The following is a 16,377-nucleotide window of genomic DNA, read 5'->3' on the forward strand; positions in this document are numbered from 1 at the left end:
CGACGCAGCAGAATCAGGCCTCTGCGGCGACCGGAACGATGTTGACAGTCTTACGTCCACGCTTGGTGCCGAACTCGACCGCACCAGCGGAGAGAGCGAACAGCGTGTCGTCGCCGCCACGTCCGACGTTCACGCCGGGGTGGAAGTGGGTTCCGCGCTGACGCACCAGGATCTCGCCGGCGCTGACGGACTGGCCGCCGAAGCGCTTCACGCCGAGGCGCTGTGCGTTCGAATCGCGACCGTTACGGGAGCTGGATGCACCCTTCTTATGTGCCATGTCGAACCCTCCTGGGTACTAAAGCTGGTTACTTGATGCCGGTGACCTTGAGCACCGTCAGCTTCTGACGGTGGCCCTGGCGCTTGTGGTACCCGGTCTTGTTCTTGAACTTGTGGATGCGGATCTTCGGGCCCTTGGTGTGCTCGACGACCTCACCGGTGACCGAGACCTTGGCCAGCTTGGCGGCGTCGGTGGTCAGCTCGGAACCGTCGACGACGAGAACCGGGACCAGCGAGACAGCAGTGCCGGGCTCACCCTCGATCTTCTCGACCTTGACGAGGTCGCCGACAGCGACCTTGTACTGCTTTCCGCCGGTCTTGACGATCGCGTACGTTGCCATCGGAGGGCTACCCCTTGCTTCTTCGAACGTGCTCGCACGGCTTGAGCCGCGCGACTGGTCTGGTGTGCTTGCTACCTCGGGCAGGCCCGCCGCCGCCCTCGCGGGCGCAGCTGAGCCATATCGCCGGGTAGCGACCGGTCAAGGTTACGGGATGGAGAACCGCAGGGTCAAACTGACAGTCTCCGACTCCCCCTCGACCGGCCGTCGGTCAGGCGTCGACGTCCGCCGGCGGTCCCGCGGGCCTGGCCGCGGCCCTTCGACGGGGCCGACGGGCAGGCGCCGCGGGTGCGCCGTCCCCTTCGACCGGTTCAGGCGCCGCGGCGGTCTCAGCGGCCTTCGCCGGCTCGACAACCTTGGGTTCGACGACCTTCTTGGCGACGGCCTTCTTCTCGACGACCTTCTTCTCGACGACCTTCGGCTCGGCCGGTTCGGGCGCGGCCTCGATCACGACCACAGCGACGGCCTCAGCCGCCTCTGGGCTCTCGGCCGCGGGGGCCGCGGTGGCACGGGACGCACGCCGGGAACGACGCCTGCCCTTGGCGGGGCCTCAGCGGGCTCCGGCGCGGCCGGGGCCTCCGGTTCCGCGACGACCTCCGCGACCGGCTCCACGGTGACCTCGGCCACCGTCGGCTCCGGCGTGGTGGCCGCGGCCTCGGCGGTCTCCGGCTGATGCTCGGCGGCTTCGTCGTCGTGGTGATGGGCGGCCATCGCGAGCGCCACCGGGTGGGCACGCTTGACCGTCGCGTCGACCTCGACAGCGGGCGCCTGTCCGTTCTTCGGTGCTGCGGTCTCCGCGGCACCGGACTTGTCGCGTCCACGCTTCTTGCGGCCGCCGGGCTCGCCCTTCGGCGCGCCCGAACGTCCGGCGTCCTCGGAGGATCGCACCTCGACCGGCTCCGCGTGCACGATGATGCCGCGGCCGTGGCAGTGCTCACAGTTGGTGGAGAACGCCTCGACCAGTCCGGTGCCCAGCTTCTTGCGGGTCATCTGGACCAGGCCGAGCGAGGTCACCTCGGAGACCTGATGGCGGGTCCGGTCGCGGCCGAGCGCCTCGGTGAGTCGACGCAGGACCAGGTCCCGGTTCGACTCGAGCACCATGTCGATGAAGTCGACGACGATCATGCCGCCGATGTCGCGCAGCCGCATCTGGCGCACGATCTCCTCAGCCGCCTCCAGGTTGTTCCTGGTGACCGTCTCCTCGAGGTTGCCGCCCGCACCGGTGAACTTGCCGGTGTTGACGTCGACGACGGTCATCGCCTCGGTGCGGTCGATCACCAGGGTGCCGCCCGAGGGCAGCCACACCTTGCGGTCGAGCGCCTTGGCGAGCTGCTCGTCGATCCGCTTGGCCTCGAACACGTCGGGGCCGCCGTTGCCCTCGTACTTCTCGACCCGCGGCAGCAGGTCGGGTGCGACGGTCTTGATGTAGTTCTCCACCGTCGACCAGGACTTCTCGCCCTCGATGACGATCTTGGCGAAGTCCTCGTTGAACAGATCGCGGACGACCTTGACCAGCAGGTCCGGCTCCTCGTACAGGGCCTTCGGGTTGCTCCCCTTGCCCTTGTCCGCAGCCGCGGCCTGCTTCTCGATCTCGTCCCACTGGGTCTGCAGACGCTTGACGTCGCGGGCCAGCTCTTCCTCGCTCACGCCCTCCGACGCGGTGCGAATGATGACACCGGCCTCCGGCGGCACGATCTCGCGCAGGATCTCCTTGAGTCGCTTGCGCTCGGTGTCGGGCAACTTCCGGCTGATGCCGGTGGAGCTACCGCCGGGCACGTACACCAGGAATCGCCCGGCCAGGGAGATCTGCGTGGTCAGGCGGGCACCCTTGTGCCCGACCGGATCCTTGCTGACCTGGACCAGGACCTGGTCACCCGGCTTGAGGGCCTGCTCGATCTTGCGGCTGTTGCCGCCGAGTCCCGCAGCCTCCCAGTTGACCTCACCGGCGTAGAGCACGCCGTTGCGGCCACGGCCGATGTCGATGAACGCGGCCTCCATCGAGGGCAGCACGTTCTGAACGCGACCGAGGTAGACGTTGCCGACCATCGACGCGGACGCCGAGCTGGTGACGAAGTGCTCGACGAGGATGCCGTCCTCGAGCACCGCGACCTGCGTCAGGCCCTCCGCATGCGCGCCGGTCTTCTCGCGGACCACCATGACGCGGTCGACGGCCTCGCGGCGCGCCAGGAACTCCGATTCGGTGAGGATCGGCGGGCGGCGGCGACCGGCGTCGCGCCCGTCGCGGCGCCGCTGACGCTTGGCCTCGAGTCGGGTCGAGCCCGAGATGCCCTGGACCTCGTCCTTGACCCTGGCCTTGGTGCGCGGCTCACGCTCGTGCACCACGGTGGTGACGCCGTCTTCCTCGGTACCCGCGTCCGCACCATCGCCACTGCCCTTGCGGCGGCGGCGACGACGACGGCGACGGCTCGATCCGTCCCCGGCCTCGCCTGCCTCCTCCGATTCCTCGGACTCGGCCGCTTCGGCCTCGGCCGCCGACTCGGTGGGCTCGGCCTGCTCAGCACTCTCGGCGGCGGGCTCGGTCGCGCCTTCGGACTCGTTCTGCTCGTCCTCGGACGCCTGCTCGCCCCGGCCGCGACCGCGACCACGACGACCGCGACGCCTGCGACGGCTCTGCGACTCGCCGCCGTCCTCGTCGGACTCGACCTCGGCCGCGGCGGACTCCTCGGTCACCGAGGCGTCAGCATCCCCGACCGCACGCTCCTCGTGGCGCTCTTCGTGACGCTCCTCGTGCTCGACGACGGTGGTCACCTCGATGGGCGCGTCCTCGCTCGGCGCCGCTGCCACGCGGCGGGCGCGGCGACGCCGCGGTGCGGCCTCCGCGGCGGCCGCGTCGGGCTGCAGGAACAGCGGTGCCTGGAACACAGGGGTCACGTCGGGAACGACGTGCACCTCGGGCTCGGCAATGTTGGTGAACAGCCCCGCGGTCTCCACGCCGGGCGCGGACGCGGCTTCCGGCCTCGCCGCCTCGGACACGGGGGCCGATTCGGCCGCTGCGACCTCCGGCTGTGCCTCCGCCGACGACGGGTTGAACGCCGCGTGCACCCGCTCGGCGAGCGCGCGGTCCACGCTGGACTGCGCACTGCGCACCTCGGCGCCGAACTCGGCGACCTGGGCGAGCACCTGCTTGCTGGTCAGTCCCAGCAGCTTGGCGAGCGCATGCACCCGGATCTTCTCCGGGAAGGTCGGCACCGCATTCGCTGCGGCTGAAGTCTGTGAATTTTCGGGCGGCGCTTGATCGGCCACGTAGTCTCCTCGGACCCCGGGCGCGTCCACCCAGAGTCGTACTGGGTGTGAAGCGGCCACGCGAGGGCGCTCATTGTGTACTCATACCGGTGGGCATGAGATTGTCTGGTCTCGCCCCGCACGTCTCGCAGTGACCCGTTAAATCACTGCCAGCTCGCACGGCGCCTGGCTGGATGGCCGTACTCCCTGGTCCGTGCGCCTGATCATCCAGCGTGCCTGGGACCGCGAGGGATTTCCTGCGCGCCGTGGCAGCGATGATCGGGCATCGAACCGTGGTGTCATCCGATCGGGCCCGTATGGAACACATCGCGGGTCGACCGCCATCAGTATCCCACACCGGCGGGCCCGACCACGCCAACGGCGCACCGGCGCCGATCCAGCGCGGCGTGTTCGGACCTCTTACGGGTGGTCGGGGTGCTTCGGACTAGCCGCGGGCGAGCTCCGGGAACCAGAGTGAAATCTCCCGCTCGGCCGACTCGACGGAGTCGGACCCGTGCACCAGGTTCTGCTGGCCGTCCAGTGCCAGGTCGGCGCGGATGGAACCGGGGACAGCCTTCTCGACCGGGTCGGTGCCGCCCGCGAGCTGTCGGAACGCCGCGATCGCGCGCGGGCCCTCGAGCACCGCGGCGACGAGGGGTCCGGACGTGATGAACTCGATCAGCCCCGGGTAGAAGGGCCTGCCCAGGTGCTCGGCGTAATGCTGGCCCGCCAGCGCCTCGTCCGCGGTCTTCATCTCGAGGGCCGTGATGGACAGCCCCTTCCGCTCGACACGGGAAAGGATTTCTCCTACGAATCGGCGGGCGACGCCATCGGGCTTGATCAGTACCAGGGTGCGCTCAGTCACGGCGGACAGCTTAAGGGGTCAGTCCCGCTGGCCAGGAAGCAGACCCTGTTCGATCCGGTCGGTGAGGTCCCGCTTGAGATACAGCAGGTAGGCCCACACCGCCCCGAACAGCAGTCCCACCGCTCCGATGGCGGGGTGCACCGCGAAGCCGGCGATCAATGCCGCCTGCAGCGCGAAGTTGTATCCCATCGCCCACGGCTTGCCCTGGACACCGCCGCCGAGAATCATCAGCAGCGCGAGTCCGACCAGGTAGACGCCGGACAGCCAGGTGATGCCGCCACCAACGGTCGCCACCACCGGCAGCGCCAGCAGCACCACGATCGCCTCCAGGATCAGGGTGCCCGCGCAGACGCCGCGGAAGCCCTTCCACGGGTCGTTCACCGGCGGACGGAAGCGAGGAGCGCCACCCTCCGGTTCGCCTTCGGGTGTGCTCGATCCCTCGGGAGTACTCACGCCGGGTCCTTTCCGAACAGGGTGCGGGCCACGCCCGCGGTGACCACCGATCCGGTGACCACGACGCCCGCCCCCGATACTGCCTCACCGGGCTCGGCGACCTCCTCGGCCAGCCCGATGGCGGTCTCGAGTGCGTCCGGGAGTGTCTCCGCCACCACCACGCGTTCGTCGCCGAACCGGGCCACCGCCAGGTTGGCGAGTTCCTCGACATCCATGCCGCGCGGAGATCCGTTGTGCGTCACGACGATCTCGTCGAACACCGGCTCCAGCGCGGTCAGGATCCCGGCCACGTCCTTGTCCGCCATCACCGCGACGACGCCGACCAGCTTGCGGAAGTCGAACTCCGCGACGAGCGCGGCGGCCAGCGCCTTGGCCCCGTGCGGGTTGTGCGCGGCGTCGAGGAAGACGGTGGGCGCGCTGCGCACCCGCTCGAGACGCCCCGGGTTGGTCATCGAGGCGAAGCCCTCCCGGATCGCGTCGACGTCGAGCTGACGGTCCGCCCCGCCCCGAAGAACGCCTCAACCGCGGCGAGCGCGAGCGAGGCGTTGCGGGCCTGATGTTCGCCGTGCAGGGGCAGGAAGATGTCGCTGTAGACCCCGGACAGGCCTTGCAGTTCCAGTTGCTGTCCGCCGATCGCGATCCGGCGGGCCAGGACCTTGAACTCGGACCCCTCGCGGGCCACCGCGGCGTCGGCCTCGACGGCACGGCGCAGCAGGACCTCGGTCACCTCCGGAGTCTGCTCGGCGAGGATCGCGACGGTGTCGCGCGGCACCAGCGACTCGGGCGCCTTCTTGATGATCCCGGCCTTCTCGGCGGCGATCCCGGCGATGTCACTGCCGAGGAACTCGACGTGATCAAGCCCGATGGGGGTGATCACCGCCACCTGACCGTCGATGACATTCGTTGCGTCCCAACGGCCGCCGAGCCCGGTCTCCACGACCGCGACATCCACCGGCGCCTCGGCGAAGGCCGCGAACGCCATCGCGGTGAGCACCTCGAACTTGCTCATCGCGGGGCCACCCGCTGCCTGCGACTGGGTGTCGATCATCTCGACGTACGGCAGCAGCTCACGGTAAGTGTCCACGTAGAGACGAGGCGAGATGGGCTTGCCGTCGATGCTGATCCGCTCGGTCGCCAGCTGCAGATGCGGGCTGGTGGTACGCCCGACCCGACGGTGCAGGCGCGTCATCAGCGCGTCGATCATCCGGGTGACCGAGGTCTTCCCGTTGGTGCCCGCGACATGGATGGCCGGATAGCTGTGCTGCGGCGAGCCGAGCAGGTCCATCAGGGCCGCGATGCGGGCGGTGGAGGGCTCGATCTTGGTCTCGGGCCAGCGCTGGTCGAGTTCGGCCTCGACGAGCGCCAGCTCGGCCAGATCGACGGGCGAGGGCTGCGATCCCCCGTCCCACTTCTCGGGTGTCTCGGCGTTCACGCCTGACCCTTCAGATCCATTGCCGCGAGCCGGGCGGTGATCCGCTCGACCTCCTCCGCGGCCAGAGTCTGCCTGGCACGGATCTTGTCGACCACGTTGTCCGGCGCCTTGCCGAGGAACGCCTCGTTGGACAGCTTGGCCGCGGTGCCCGCGAGCTCCTTCTCGGCCGCCGCCAGGTCCTTCTCGAGGCGCTTGCGCTCGGCGACCAGGTCCACGGTGCCCGAGGTGTCCAGCTCGACGGTGACGGTGCCGCGGCTGAGCCGCACCTCCAGCGAGGCCGTCGCACTGAAGTCGTCGGCCGGATCCGTCAGCTTGACCAGGGAGGCGACCGCGGCCTGCTTGCCGTCCAGGTCGGCCTCGGCGATGCCACTGAGCCTCGCCGCCACCTTCTGGCCGGGGTTCAGACCCTGATCGCTGCGGAACCTGCGGATCTCGGTGACGAGCCGCTGGACGTCCGCGATGCGCTGCGCGGCAACGGCATCGGCGGTCGCACCGGTCGTGGTCGGCCACTCGGAGATCACCACCGACTCCCCGCCGGTCAGCACCTTCCAGAGGGTCTCGGTGACGAACGGCATCACCGGGTGCAGCATGCGCAGCAGCGCATCGAGAACATTGCCGAGCACGGCCTTGGTGCCCTCGGCCTCGGGGCCGGCGAACTGCACCTTGGCGAGCTCGAGGTACCAGTCACACACCTCGTCCCAGGCGAAGTGGTAGAGCGCGTCGCAGGCCTTGCCGAAGTCGTAACGGTCGAACGCGGCGTCGACCTCGGCCTGGACCTGCTCGAGCCGGTCCAGGATCCAGCGGTCGGCGTCGCTGAGCTCGGCGGGCAACGGTGCGGGCGCAGCGCCGTTCATCAGGGCGAACTTGGTGGCGTTGAACAGCTTCGTGGCGAAGCTGCGGGAGGCCTTCGCGTGATCCTCGCCGACGGAGAGGTCGCTGCCGGGGTTCGCGCCGCGGGCCAGCGTGAAGCGCAGCGCGTCGGCGCCGAACTCGCGCACCCAGTCCAGCGGGTCGATTCCGTTGCCCTTCGACTTCGACATCTTCTTGCCGAACTCGTCGCGGACCAGGCCGTGCAGGAACACATCCTTGAACGGCACCTGCGGACCGGACTTGCCATCGCCCGCGGTGATCGCGTCGTCCTCGGAGACGAAGGTGCCGAACATCATCATCCGGGCCACCCAGAAGAACAGGATGTCGTAGCCGGTGACGAGAACGCTTGTGGGGTAGAACTTCTCGAGCTCTGGAGTCTGCTCCGGCCAGCCCATCGTGGAGAACGGCCAGAGTCCGGACGAGAACCAGGTGTCGAGGACATCGGGGTCCTGCTCCCAGCCCTCGGGCGCGGTCTCGTCGGGTCCGACGCAGCGGACCTCCCCTCCGGGCCGTACCAGATCGGGATGCGGTGGCCCCACCACAGCTGGCGCGAGATGCACCAGTCGTGCATGTTGTCGACCCAGCCGAACCAGCGCGGCTCCAGGCTGGCTGGGTGGATCGTGGTGTCGCCGTTGCGGACGGCGTCGCCCGCGGCCTTGGCGAGCTCCTCGACCTTGACCCACCACTGCAGCGAGAGCCGCGGCTCGATGGACTCGCCGCTGCGCTCGGAGTGGCCGACGCTGTGCAGGTAGGGACGCTTCTCGGCGACCACACGACCCTGCTCGGCGAGCGCCTCGCGCACCTTCACGCGGGCCTCGAACCGGTCCATGCCGTCGAACTGCGTTCCGGTGTCGGCGATCTTGCCGGTCTTGTCCATGATCGTGGGCATCGGCAGGTTGTGCCGCAGGCCCATCTCGAAGTCGTTGGGGTCGTGCGCGGGGGTGATCTTCACCGCGCCGGTGCCGAACTCCGGGTCCACGTAGTCGTCGGCGATGATCGGGATCTGCCGCCCGGTGATGGGGTGCTCGAGGGTGGTGCCGAGCAGGTGCTGGTAGCGCTCGTCGTCGGGGTGCACGGCGACCGCGGTGTCGCCGAGCATCGTCTCCACACGGGTGGTGGCCACGATCACGTGTGGCTCGTCGTCGTTCAGTGAGCCATAGCGCAGCGACACCAGTTCGCCCTCGACGTCCTCGAACTTGACCTCGATGTCGGAGATGGCGGTCTGCAGCACCGGCGACCAGTTGACCAGGCGCTCGGCCCGGTAGATCAGACCCGAGTCGTACATCCGCTTGAAGATGGTCTGGACGGCGCGCGAGAGGCCCTCGTCCATGGTGAACCGGTCGCGGCTCCAGTCGACGCCGTCGCCGAGTCGGCGCATCTGGCCACCGATGGTGCCGCCCGACTCGCGCTTCCAGTCCCAGACCTTGTCGATGAACAGCTCGCGACCGAAGTCTTCCTTCGTCTTGCCGTCCGCCGCGAGCTGCTTCTCCACCACGTTCTGGGTGGCGATGCCCGCGTGGTCCATGCCGGGCAGCCAGAGGACCTCGTAGCCCTGCATGCGCTTGCGGCGCGAGAGCACGTCCATCAGGGTGTGGTCGAGGGCGTGGCCCATGTGCAGGCTGCCGGTCACGTTCGGCGGCGGCAGCACGATCGAGTAGCCGGGCTTGTCGCTGGTCGGGTCCGCCGTGAAGTAGCCGGCGTCCACCCAACCCTCGTACAATTCCTGCTCTACCGCGCTGGGGTCCCAGCTCTTCGGGAGGGCGTCGGCGGGGTTCATGGGGTCCTGCGGCACGGCACTGGTCACCCGGTGATTCTAGAGAACCCGCGGGCTCCCCCGACACCGCCATCCGGTCAGCGAGGCGCCCGCCACATCGCCCACAGCGTCGGGCCACCGTTCGGGATGACGATCTCGCCCGTCACCTCGAAGCCGAATCGCTCGTAATAAGGGACGTTCGACTCCTTACTCGACTCCAGATAGGCGGGCGCGTGCTCGGCGTCGCACCGGGCCAACCGGGAGTTCATCAGCGCTGTGCCGTGGCCCGCTCCGCGGGCTGAGGGATCGGTGCCGATGGTGCTGAGGTACCAGTGTGGCTCCTCCGGGTGCGCCTTCTCGACCGTCCCGGCGAACTCCGCGCCCGCCAGGATCCGGCTGCCGAAGGCGTGGATCAGTCCGGGCAGCGAGCGCAGCTGGCTCAGCGCCGACTGCCGCCAGCGTCCCGGCGGGTCCCACAGGGTCGCCCCGGCCACCGACCCGTCAGGTGCGAGCGCCACCTCGACGCCGCCGAGCGGGAAGTGATGGTGCCGGATGAGGGTTCCGAACAGCCGCGGCAACCCGGTCCGGCGCGAGCCGACGTCCGGCCACAGCCATTCCGTGACCGGGTCGTCATCGAAGGCCGCGGCCAGCACTCGTCCGGCGGCAGGGACGTCGGAGGGGTCGGCAGGTCGAACCGTGACGGCGTCCATGGGCGTGACGCTACCGCCCCCGATAGTTTGTAGCCATGACGATGGCATGGGTGTTCCTCTCGGTGGCCATCTGCGCGGAGGTACTCGCGACGAGCCTGCTGACCCGAACGGAGGGCTTCCGACGACCCGGCCCGACCGCGGTGGTCCTCGGGCTCTACTGCGCGGCGCTGTACTGCCTGTCGCAGACCCTTCGCACCCTCGATGTTGGTGTGGCGTACGCGGTCTGGGCGGGCGTCGGCACCGCCGCGATCGCCGCCATCGGGATGCTGGTCCTACGCGAACCCCGATCCGCCGGCCGAATCCTCGGCATCACCCTGGTGGTTGCGGGCGTGGTCGCGCTCAACCTCGGCGGTGTCGGATGAGCGACCGCGTACGGGCGTGGGCCTTCCTCGCCGCCGCGATCACCTGCGAGATCCTGGCCACGGTGTTCCTCGGCAGCACCGAGCAGTTCAGTCGACCGCTGCCAACGATCGCCGTTCTGCTCGGCTACGCCACCTCGTTCGCCTGCCTGGCCCAGGCGCTGAGATCGCTGCCGGTGAGCCTGGCGTACGCGCTCTGGTCCGGGATCGGGACCGCGACGGTCGCGGTGATCGGCATCGCCTTTCTCGGCGAACAGGCCTCCGCGGCCAAGTTCCTCGGGCTCGCCCTGATCATCGCGGGCGTGGTGATCCTGAACCTGCGGCAGCCGGCGCCCGAGTAGCGCACCCCACGGGGATCCGGCTCAACCGACCGGGACGTTGGCTGCCGCCTCGGAAAGCCGCGGGACGAGCTGGTCGAGCAGCCACGGAATGCTCAACACGTTCGGCGAGCTGGAGGCGAACACCAGCGGAGGATCGGTCAGCGGCACATAGGAGTTGCCGCCGACGGCACCCAGCCCCGCGAACAGCGGGTTGCTCTCGATACCGCTGCGCAGTTCCGGCGACAGGTACCAGGCGACCAGCACATCCGGATCGTGATTCGGCAGCAGCTCGAGGCTCACCGGTGCCGAGAACTTGGTCTGGTCGCTGCCCTCGCGCAACTGCCTCGCGAGCGGATCCGCGTCGAATCCCAGTGACTCCAGCAGTGTGAGCCGCGGATCGGTGTCGAAGTAGAAGTTGTAGGACCCGGCCTCCGTCGCGCTGCCGAAGGCGGCCGTCTTGCCCGCGAACTCGGGATGCTGCGCCTTCACCTCGGTGAGCAGTTCCCGGCTCTGCGTCACCAGATCCTGTGCCCGCTCGGACCGGCCGAGCGCCTTGCCGACCGTGGTGATCTGGTCCTCCCAGCTGGTCGCCCACCGCCGGCCCGGATAGGCCACCGTCGGCGCGATCGCGGCGAGGGTGTCGAACTGCTCCTGGTTCAGTCCCGAGTGCACCGCGAGGATCACGTCCGGTCGGAGCGAGGCGATCTGCTCAAAGGGGATCTCCTTACTGGAGGCCGTGAGCATCGTGGGCTGCGCCGCGGGGTCGAGCTCCCGCAAGCGACTACGCGACCAGGGCAGGATCCCGTCGTCCGTGCCGGTGTCGGACTTCATGTTCTGCACCGCGACGGGGACCACCCCGAGCGCCAGAGCAGCGTCGTCACTCCCCCAACCCAGCGTCACCACGCGCTGTGGCACCGCCGGGATGTCCGCTGCCCCCAGCGCCGACGGAATCGACACCGGGAAGGCGGATGCGTCGGCTTGGTCCTGGGGCGAGGATGTCGAACCAGCCCCCTCGGATGCCGACTCGCCGCACGCCGCGGCCATCAGCGTCGTGACCGCCATCGCCGCGAATCCGGCTCTACGCCAGAACTTTCCCGTCGATCCCATGGTCTCCCTCACCTCGTCATTCGGATGAATCCGGGCAAACAGGACCCGGCCCATGGCGAAGGTTAGCCTAACCAATTAAGGAATTGGTGGCCTACCTCCGGACGGGGAGAGTGAGGGCATGCTGCCCGATCGTGTTGTAGACGTGCATGATCGCGCCGGCGAGCATTTCGTGGCGCCAGAGGCCCGCGGTCTTGAGTTGATGGTGCAGCGCGCACAGGCATTGGAGGTTGGCGAGGACGGTCCAGCCGCCGAGGATCGGCTCACTCCTGTTGAACGCGACGACATGATCAATCTGGCAGTCCGCGGCAGCGATCAGGCAGTCCGGGTGTCGGCAGGTGCCATCACGCAGCCGAACTGCGGCGGCGAGTAGGTCGCTCGGCCGGTAGGTCATGGCCCCCGGTGGTGGCCTGGTGAATCCGCCGCGGCCGTCCGGGAACGCGGCAACGAGATCCGCAGGGTCGTTCAGGATCGTGCGGAACAGGCCGTCGATGGCATCGACTGGTGAGGTCACACCGGGATACGGGAGCTTGCGGACCGGAAGCACGGTCGAGCCCGCCGGCAGGATCCGACTCCTGACCACGAGCAGGCCCGATCTGGGTAGCGGCGCGCGCCGCTCGTCGGCCTCGGATGCGGGGCACGGATCTGGCGCCTCGGATGGATCTGGCGGGTCGGGTTCGCGCGCTTCGGGTTCCGTCCCGATGCCGGTCTCATCAGCGGGATCAGCGTCGTCGCCCGCTTCGACACCTGAGTCGTCTACACCGTCGGCACTGTCGCGGTCGACGCCGCGATCGCGCTGCATGCGGTCGAGCGCCTGCGCGGCGCAGTCGATGATCGCCTGCCAGGTCGCGTCCTCGGCGATGGCGCGGGCCTGGCCGGCATCCAGATAGCCGTAGCCCTCCAGATAGGCCGGGTTGTCGGCCAACCCGAGCAGCGTCTCCAGCCCGCACGAGATCCTCAGATTCACCTGTGCGGCGGCGGGTTCACAGTTGCCGGTGGCCGCGCAGTTCCGGTCGGCGCACTCGCAGGTCAGGGCCCGCCCTCCGTGCATCAGGACCATGAACGCGTCGGCGCACCGGACGTCGAGGGGGCGCGGATCGGCCCGGCACACCGTCTTGGCAACCGTCACGATCAGCCCCGTGACCGCCGTCAGCTGAGTCGCCGTCAACGTCACCGACAGCACACCCATCCCGTGAGGGAGGCGGCGGGAGCGAACCTTGCGCTTGGCCTCGGCCTCATCGCGAGCGCGTTGCGCCCAGGCGGCGTCGTCCTCGATCAGCAACCGGTCGATCTCGATTCCGAGCGGGGTAGGTGCCAGTCGTCCCGCGGCCGACAGGATGTCCGCGTCCAGGCGTAACACCGCAGCCGCGGTGGCCTTGCGGGTGTGCTCATCGATCACCCGAATCTTCGCCAGCGACACGTCACCAGCAGCGAAGGCGCCCCGAATCTCGGGCATCCGCTCGAGGGTGAACCCGAGCCGCATCAGCGACGACACCGACCTGAAGGTGCTCGACAATGCCAACGCGACCTCCGCGATCGCAGACCGCTCCGCTTGCTCGGTATCGAACCCGGCACCGGGAGCACGATGGTCGAAGGTGCCACGAGAGTCGGCGTAGTCCATGATCTGCGCGATCAGCCGCGCTGCCGCCGCACTCTCGACACGGGCAGTCTCGGAGATCGCCTCGAGCAGGGACCGTTCACGATCGGTCACCGAGGCCGTCATGCCCATCACCCCCTCGAGCGATTCGCTCATATGTTCGAGCATACTCGGGATCGGCCCGCGCACAATGGGTTTGCGGAACCCAAGGACCGCGGCCTCCCGAAACCGGGCATCGCGCGGTCATGCGAGAGTGGAGCCATGGGCTCGACCACCGACAAGGAGAGACTGCTCGCGATCGTGCTCGCGAATCCCGTGGCCCGCAAGATCGTCGATCGTGCGGGCGATCTCGGCGTGAGCGACTGGTATCTCACAGCCGGCGGGGTTTTTCAGACGGTGTGGAACCACCTCGACGGCCGTGATCTCCTGGCCGGCATCAAGGACTACGACCTCTTCTATTTCGAGGGTGCGGACCTCAGCTACGCCGCCGAGGACAGGAAGATCAGGCAGGCGGAGGCCCTGTTCTGCGACGTCGAGGCAGCGGTCGAACTGCGCAACGAGGCGCGGGTACACCTGTGGTACGAGGATCGATTCGGTGTCCCGGGCGTCCCCTTCATCAGCTGCGCGGACGCGATCGACCACTTTGCAGCGACCACCTGCTGCGTGGGGATCACGCGCTCCCCTGCCGGTGAGCTCCAGGTCTACGCGCCCCACGGTCTCGACGATCTCTTCAACATGGTGCTGCGACCCAACCCGATGCTGGCCCCGCAGGAGGTCTACGAGGCGAAGGCCGCCCGGTGGCAGCGGGAATGGCCCGGGCTGACCGTCGTTCCCTGGCCGGACGCACCGAGAGAGCCGGTGCCGCCCGGCTGACCCGACCCCGCATCCCCGCCTGCGCGGAGCCGATCGGGACTAGCCTTCCCCCATGCGCGCAGTCGTGATTACCAAGCACGGGGACGCCGACGTCCTCCAAGTCCAGGAACGTCCCTCGCCGTCGCTCCGGCCGGGCGCGGTCCGCATCGACGTCAGGGCATCGGGCGTCAACTTCGCCGACGTGATGGCCCGGCTCGGCCTGTACGCCGACGCCCCGCCGCTGCCGAGCGTCGTCGGCTACGAGGTCGCGGGCACGATCGGCGAGGTCGCGCCGGACGTCGTCGGCCTCGCCGTCGGCGACCGGGTGGTCGCGGGCACGAGGTTCGGCGGCTACGCCGAACAGGTGTGCGCCGATGCTCGAGACGTGATACCGCTGCCGGATTCCTTGAGCTTCGAGCAGGGCGCCGCCATTCCCGTCAACTACGCGACCGCGTGGGCCGGCCTGGTCGGATACGCGAATCTCCTTACAGGCGAGCGGGTTCTGATCCAGGCTGCGGCGGGTGGCGTCGGGATAGCGGCGACGCAGATCGCCAAGCACTGCGGCGCCGAGGTCTACGGAACCGCATCGCCGGGCAAGCACGACGCCATCCGCGGCTTCGGCGTCGATGTGGCACTGGACTACCGGAAACGCGGGTGGGACAGCGGGCTTCCGCCGATGGACGTGATCATGGATGCGATCGGCGGGGAGTCACTGCGGCGGAGCTACGGCCAATTGCGTCCAGGCGGCAGACTCGTCGCCTTCGGGGCCAGCTCGGTGGTCGCGGGCGACAAGCGAAACCTGTTGCGGGCGGCGCCGCAGGCCCTGCGGATGATGCGGGGCTTCAACCTCATCGACCAGATGAGCGAGTCCAAGACGGTGATCGGCCTCAACATGCTGCGGCTGTGGGACGACCGCGGCACGCTGGAGCCGTGGATCACGCCGCTGCGCGAGCTGATCGAGAACGGCGTCGTGGCACCCGTGGTGTCCGACGCCGTCCCGTTCGCCGACGCGCCAGAGGCCCATCGAATCCTGACCGAGCGTCGTAACGTCGGAAAGGTCGTCCTGGTCCCCTAGCGCGTCGTGCGAGCTCTCGCCAGGATTACTTGGTGAGCAGCGGCGCGATCCGCGGCGGGATGTTCTCCAGCGCGTACGGCAGCGACAGGACGGTGCTCCAGGTCATCGCCTCGGCGGCCTCGTCCTCGAGGATGATCGTGCGGCCGTCCTTGACGACGTTCAGCTCCTGATAGACCGGCGTCTTGTCGAGCTCGGCCCGCAGCTTGTCGCCAAAGCCGCCACCCGCGTACCAGACCAGCAGGTCGGCGTCGGCGAGCGAGAGCTGCTCCGTACTGATCGGGGCGAAGTTGGTGGTCGTGATCTGCTGCGTGACAGGCGGATTGACGAAGCCGAGTTCGGTGAAGAAGCGGACCTTCGGATCCTCGGGGCCGTAGACGCCGAACTGACCCGGGCCCTTGAGCGCGCCCACGATCACCGTCTTGCCCGCGAACGCCGGGTTGGCGGCCGCGACATCGGTGAACTGCTTCTCGACGGAGGTCACCAGCTCCTTCGCCTTGTCCTGCTTGCCGAGCGCCTCGCCGATGATCCGGGTCTGGTCCTGCCACGGCACGCCGTAGTCGGCGAACTCCTTTGGCTGCGCGACGGTCGGTGCGAGCGCGCTGAGCTTGTTGTACTGGTCCTTGGTCAGACCCGAGTAGGTGCCGATGATCAGGTCAGGATTGGTGGCGGCCACCTTCTCGACATCGATCCCGGTGTTCGCGCTGCCGATGATCGCGGGCGTCGCGCCTGCGAGCAGGTCCTGTGCCCATGGCCACACGGCATTCGGGTAGTTGCCGTACCAGTCGAAGACGCCGACGGGGGTGGAGCCGAGCGCCAGGATCGCGTCCTGGTCGTTGTATCCCACGCTGACCACGCGCTGCGGGTCGAGCGGAACCTGGGTCTCGCCGTACTTGTTGCCGATGGTCGCGCCGGTACCGGCGGAGGCCGAACCTCCGTCACCGTCGCTGCTGCAGGCAGCGGCGAACGCGAGCAGCGCGCCCGACGTTCCGATCAGAAATCCCCGCCGCGTCAATTTACCGACGTCTGCCATCGACTCTCCTCCATCGTCACCAAAGCTAGGTAAGGCTAGCCGAAATAGTAGGCAGAGTGGGTCACCTCGCTTTCGGCGGGCCCGTCACGGGGCCACTATG

At 68.8% G+C, this 16,377-nt stretch carries 12 protein-coding genes and 3 pseudogenes; 4 read left to right on the forward strand and 11 right to left on the reverse strand.

The features are described from left to right. Positions 1 to 13 precede the first annotated feature (13 nt). The 8 genes and pseudogenes from rpmA to BTZ20_RS16330 form a co-directional block, all read right to left on the reverse strand. The gene (gene rpmA, locus BTZ20_RS16295; RefSeq protein WP_031938324.1) at positions 14 to 277 is read right to left on the reverse strand and encodes a 50S ribosomal protein L27; all 264 of its coding nucleotides are present in this window, start codon (positions 275 to 277) and stop codon (positions 14 to 16) included. Between the two features lie 28 nt (positions 278 to 305). Further along, complete coding sequence (rplU, locus tag BTZ20_RS16300; RefSeq protein ID WP_077042085.1) at positions 306 to 617, reverse strand: 50S ribosomal protein L21; 312 nt, start codon at positions 615 to 617, stop codon at positions 306 to 308. 208 nt (positions 618 to 825) lie between these two features. Beyond that, positions 826 to 3,878 (reverse strand): annotated as a pseudogene (locus tag BTZ20_RS16305) (translation initiation factor IF-2 N-terminal domain-containing protein). 424 nt (positions 3,879 to 4,302) lie between these two features. Then, positions 4,303 to 4,722 carry a nucleoside-diphosphate kinase gene (ndk, locus tag BTZ20_RS16310; RefSeq protein ID WP_077042086.1) on the reverse strand — a complete coding sequence of 140 codons (420 nt, stop codon included), beginning with the start codon at positions 4,720 to 4,722 and terminating at the stop codon, positions 4,303 to 4,305. An 18-nt stretch (positions 4,723 to 4,740) separates the two neighbouring features. Beyond that, a complete protein-coding gene (locus BTZ20_RS16315; RefSeq protein WP_223263810.1) occupies positions 4,741 to 5,103 on the reverse strand; it encodes a DUF4233 domain-containing protein in 363 nt (120 codons plus the stop codon). A gap of 68 nt (positions 5,104 to 5,171) precedes the next feature. Then, a pseudogene (gene folC / locus BTZ20_RS16320) lies at positions 5,172 to 6,607 on the reverse strand (bifunctional tetrahydrofolate synthase/dihydrofolate synthase). Beyond that, a pseudogene (locus tag BTZ20_RS16325) lies at positions 6,604 to 9,254 on the reverse strand (valine--tRNA ligase). The pseudogenes folC and BTZ20_RS16325 overlap by 4 nt, the downstream one beginning before the upstream one ends. A 74-nt stretch (positions 9,255 to 9,328) precedes the next feature. Beyond that, positions 9,329 to 9,940, reverse strand: coding sequence for a GNAT family N-acetyltransferase (locus BTZ20_RS16330; protein WP_077042088.1), 612 nt, complete (start codon positions 9,938 to 9,940; stop codon positions 9,329 to 9,331). Between the two features lie 35 nt (positions 9,941 to 9,975). Here BTZ20_RS16330 and BTZ20_RS16335 point away from each other — a divergent pair, with 35 nt between their 5' ends. Further along, complete coding sequence (locus BTZ20_RS16335; protein WP_223263364.1) at positions 9,976 to 10,302, forward strand: DMT family transporter; 327 nt, start codon at positions 9,976 to 9,978, stop codon at positions 10,300 to 10,302. Continuing rightward, a complete protein-coding gene (locus BTZ20_RS16340; RefSeq protein WP_077042089.1) occupies positions 10,299 to 10,640 on the forward strand; it encodes a DMT family transporter in 342 nt (113 codons plus the stop codon). The genes BTZ20_RS16335 and BTZ20_RS16340 overlap by 4 nt, the downstream gene beginning before the upstream one ends. A 21-nt stretch (positions 10,641 to 10,661) precedes the next feature. On the opposite strand, the gene BTZ20_RS16345 is transcribed toward BTZ20_RS16340, so the two are convergent. Then, the gene (locus BTZ20_RS16345; RefSeq protein ID WP_077043769.1) at positions 10,662 to 11,726 is read right to left on the reverse strand and encodes an iron-siderophore ABC transporter substrate-binding protein; all 1,065 of its coding nucleotides are present in this window, start codon (positions 11,724 to 11,726) and stop codon (positions 10,662 to 10,664) included. Positions 11,727 to 11,817: 91 nt separating this feature from the next. Continuing rightward, entirely contained in the window at positions 11,818 to 13,476 is a 1,659-nt protein-coding gene (locus tag BTZ20_RS16350) for an HNH endonuclease signature motif containing protein (protein WP_077042090.1), read from the reverse strand. Between the two features lie 105 nt (positions 13,477 to 13,581). On the opposite strand from BTZ20_RS16350, the gene BTZ20_RS16355 reads away from it, so the two are divergent. Next, positions 13,582 to 14,193 carry a nucleotidyltransferase family protein gene (locus BTZ20_RS16355; RefSeq protein WP_077042091.1) on the forward strand — a complete coding sequence of 204 codons (612 nt, stop codon included), beginning with the start codon at positions 13,582 to 13,584 and terminating at the stop codon, positions 14,191 to 14,193. 52 nt (positions 14,194 to 14,245) lie between these two features. Then, the gene (locus BTZ20_RS16360) at positions 14,246 to 15,247 is read left to right on the forward strand and encodes a zinc-binding dehydrogenase (RefSeq protein ID WP_077042092.1); all 1,002 of its coding nucleotides are present in this window, start codon (positions 14,246 to 14,248) and stop codon (positions 15,245 to 15,247) included. A 25-nt stretch (positions 15,248 to 15,272) separates the two neighbouring features. Here BTZ20_RS16360 and BTZ20_RS16365 read toward each other — a convergent pair whose 3' ends face one another. Next, the gene (locus tag BTZ20_RS16365) at positions 15,273 to 16,277 is read right to left on the reverse strand and encodes an iron-siderophore ABC transporter substrate-binding protein (protein WP_077042093.1); all 1,005 of its coding nucleotides are present in this window, start codon (positions 16,275 to 16,277) and stop codon (positions 15,273 to 15,275) included. Positions 16,278 to 16,377 lie beyond the last annotated feature (100 nt).

It is taken from the genome of Rhodococcus sp. MTM3W5.2 (assembly GCF_001984015.1).
GTDB lineage: Bacteria > Actinomycetota > Actinomycetes > Mycobacteriales > Mycobacteriaceae > Rhodococcus_G > Rhodococcus_G oryzae.

Coding starts and splice junctions, on each gene's coding strand:
- BTZ20_RS16355 (WP_077042091.1), top strand. CDS start 13,582: ATGGGCTCGACCACCGACAAGGAGAGACTGCTCGCGATCGTGCTCGCG.
- BTZ20_RS16345 (WP_077043769.1), bottom strand. CDS start 11,726: ATGGGATCGACGGGAAAGTTCTGGCGTAGAGCCGGATTCGCGGCGATG.
- rpmA (WP_031938324.1), bottom strand. CDS start 277: ATGGCACATAAGAAGGGTGCATCCAGCTCCCGTAACGGTCGCGATTCG.
- BTZ20_RS16340 (WP_077042089.1), top strand. CDS start 10,299: ATGAGCGACCGCGTACGGGCGTGGGCCTTCCTCGCCGCCGCGATCACC.
- rplU (WP_077042085.1), bottom strand. CDS start 617: ATGGCAACGTACGCGATCGTCAAGACCGGCGGAAAGCAGTACAAGGTC.
- BTZ20_RS16360 (WP_077042092.1), top strand. CDS start 14,246: ATGCGCGCAGTCGTGATTACCAAGCACGGGGACGCCGACGTCCTCCAA.
- BTZ20_RS16330 (WP_077042088.1), bottom strand. CDS start 9,940: ATGGACGCCGTCACGGTTCGACCTGCCGACCCCTCCGACGTCCCTGCC.
- BTZ20_RS16350 (WP_077042090.1), bottom strand. CDS start 13,476: ATGAGCGAATCGCTCGAGGGGGTGATGGGCATGACGGCCTCGGTGACC.
- BTZ20_RS16335 (WP_223263364.1), top strand. CDS start 9,976: ATGACGATGGCATGGGTGTTCCTCTCGGTGGCCATCTGCGCGGAGGTA.
- BTZ20_RS16365 (WP_077042093.1), bottom strand. CDS start 16,277: ATGGCAGACGTCGGTAAATTGACGCGGCGGGGATTTCTGATCGGAACG.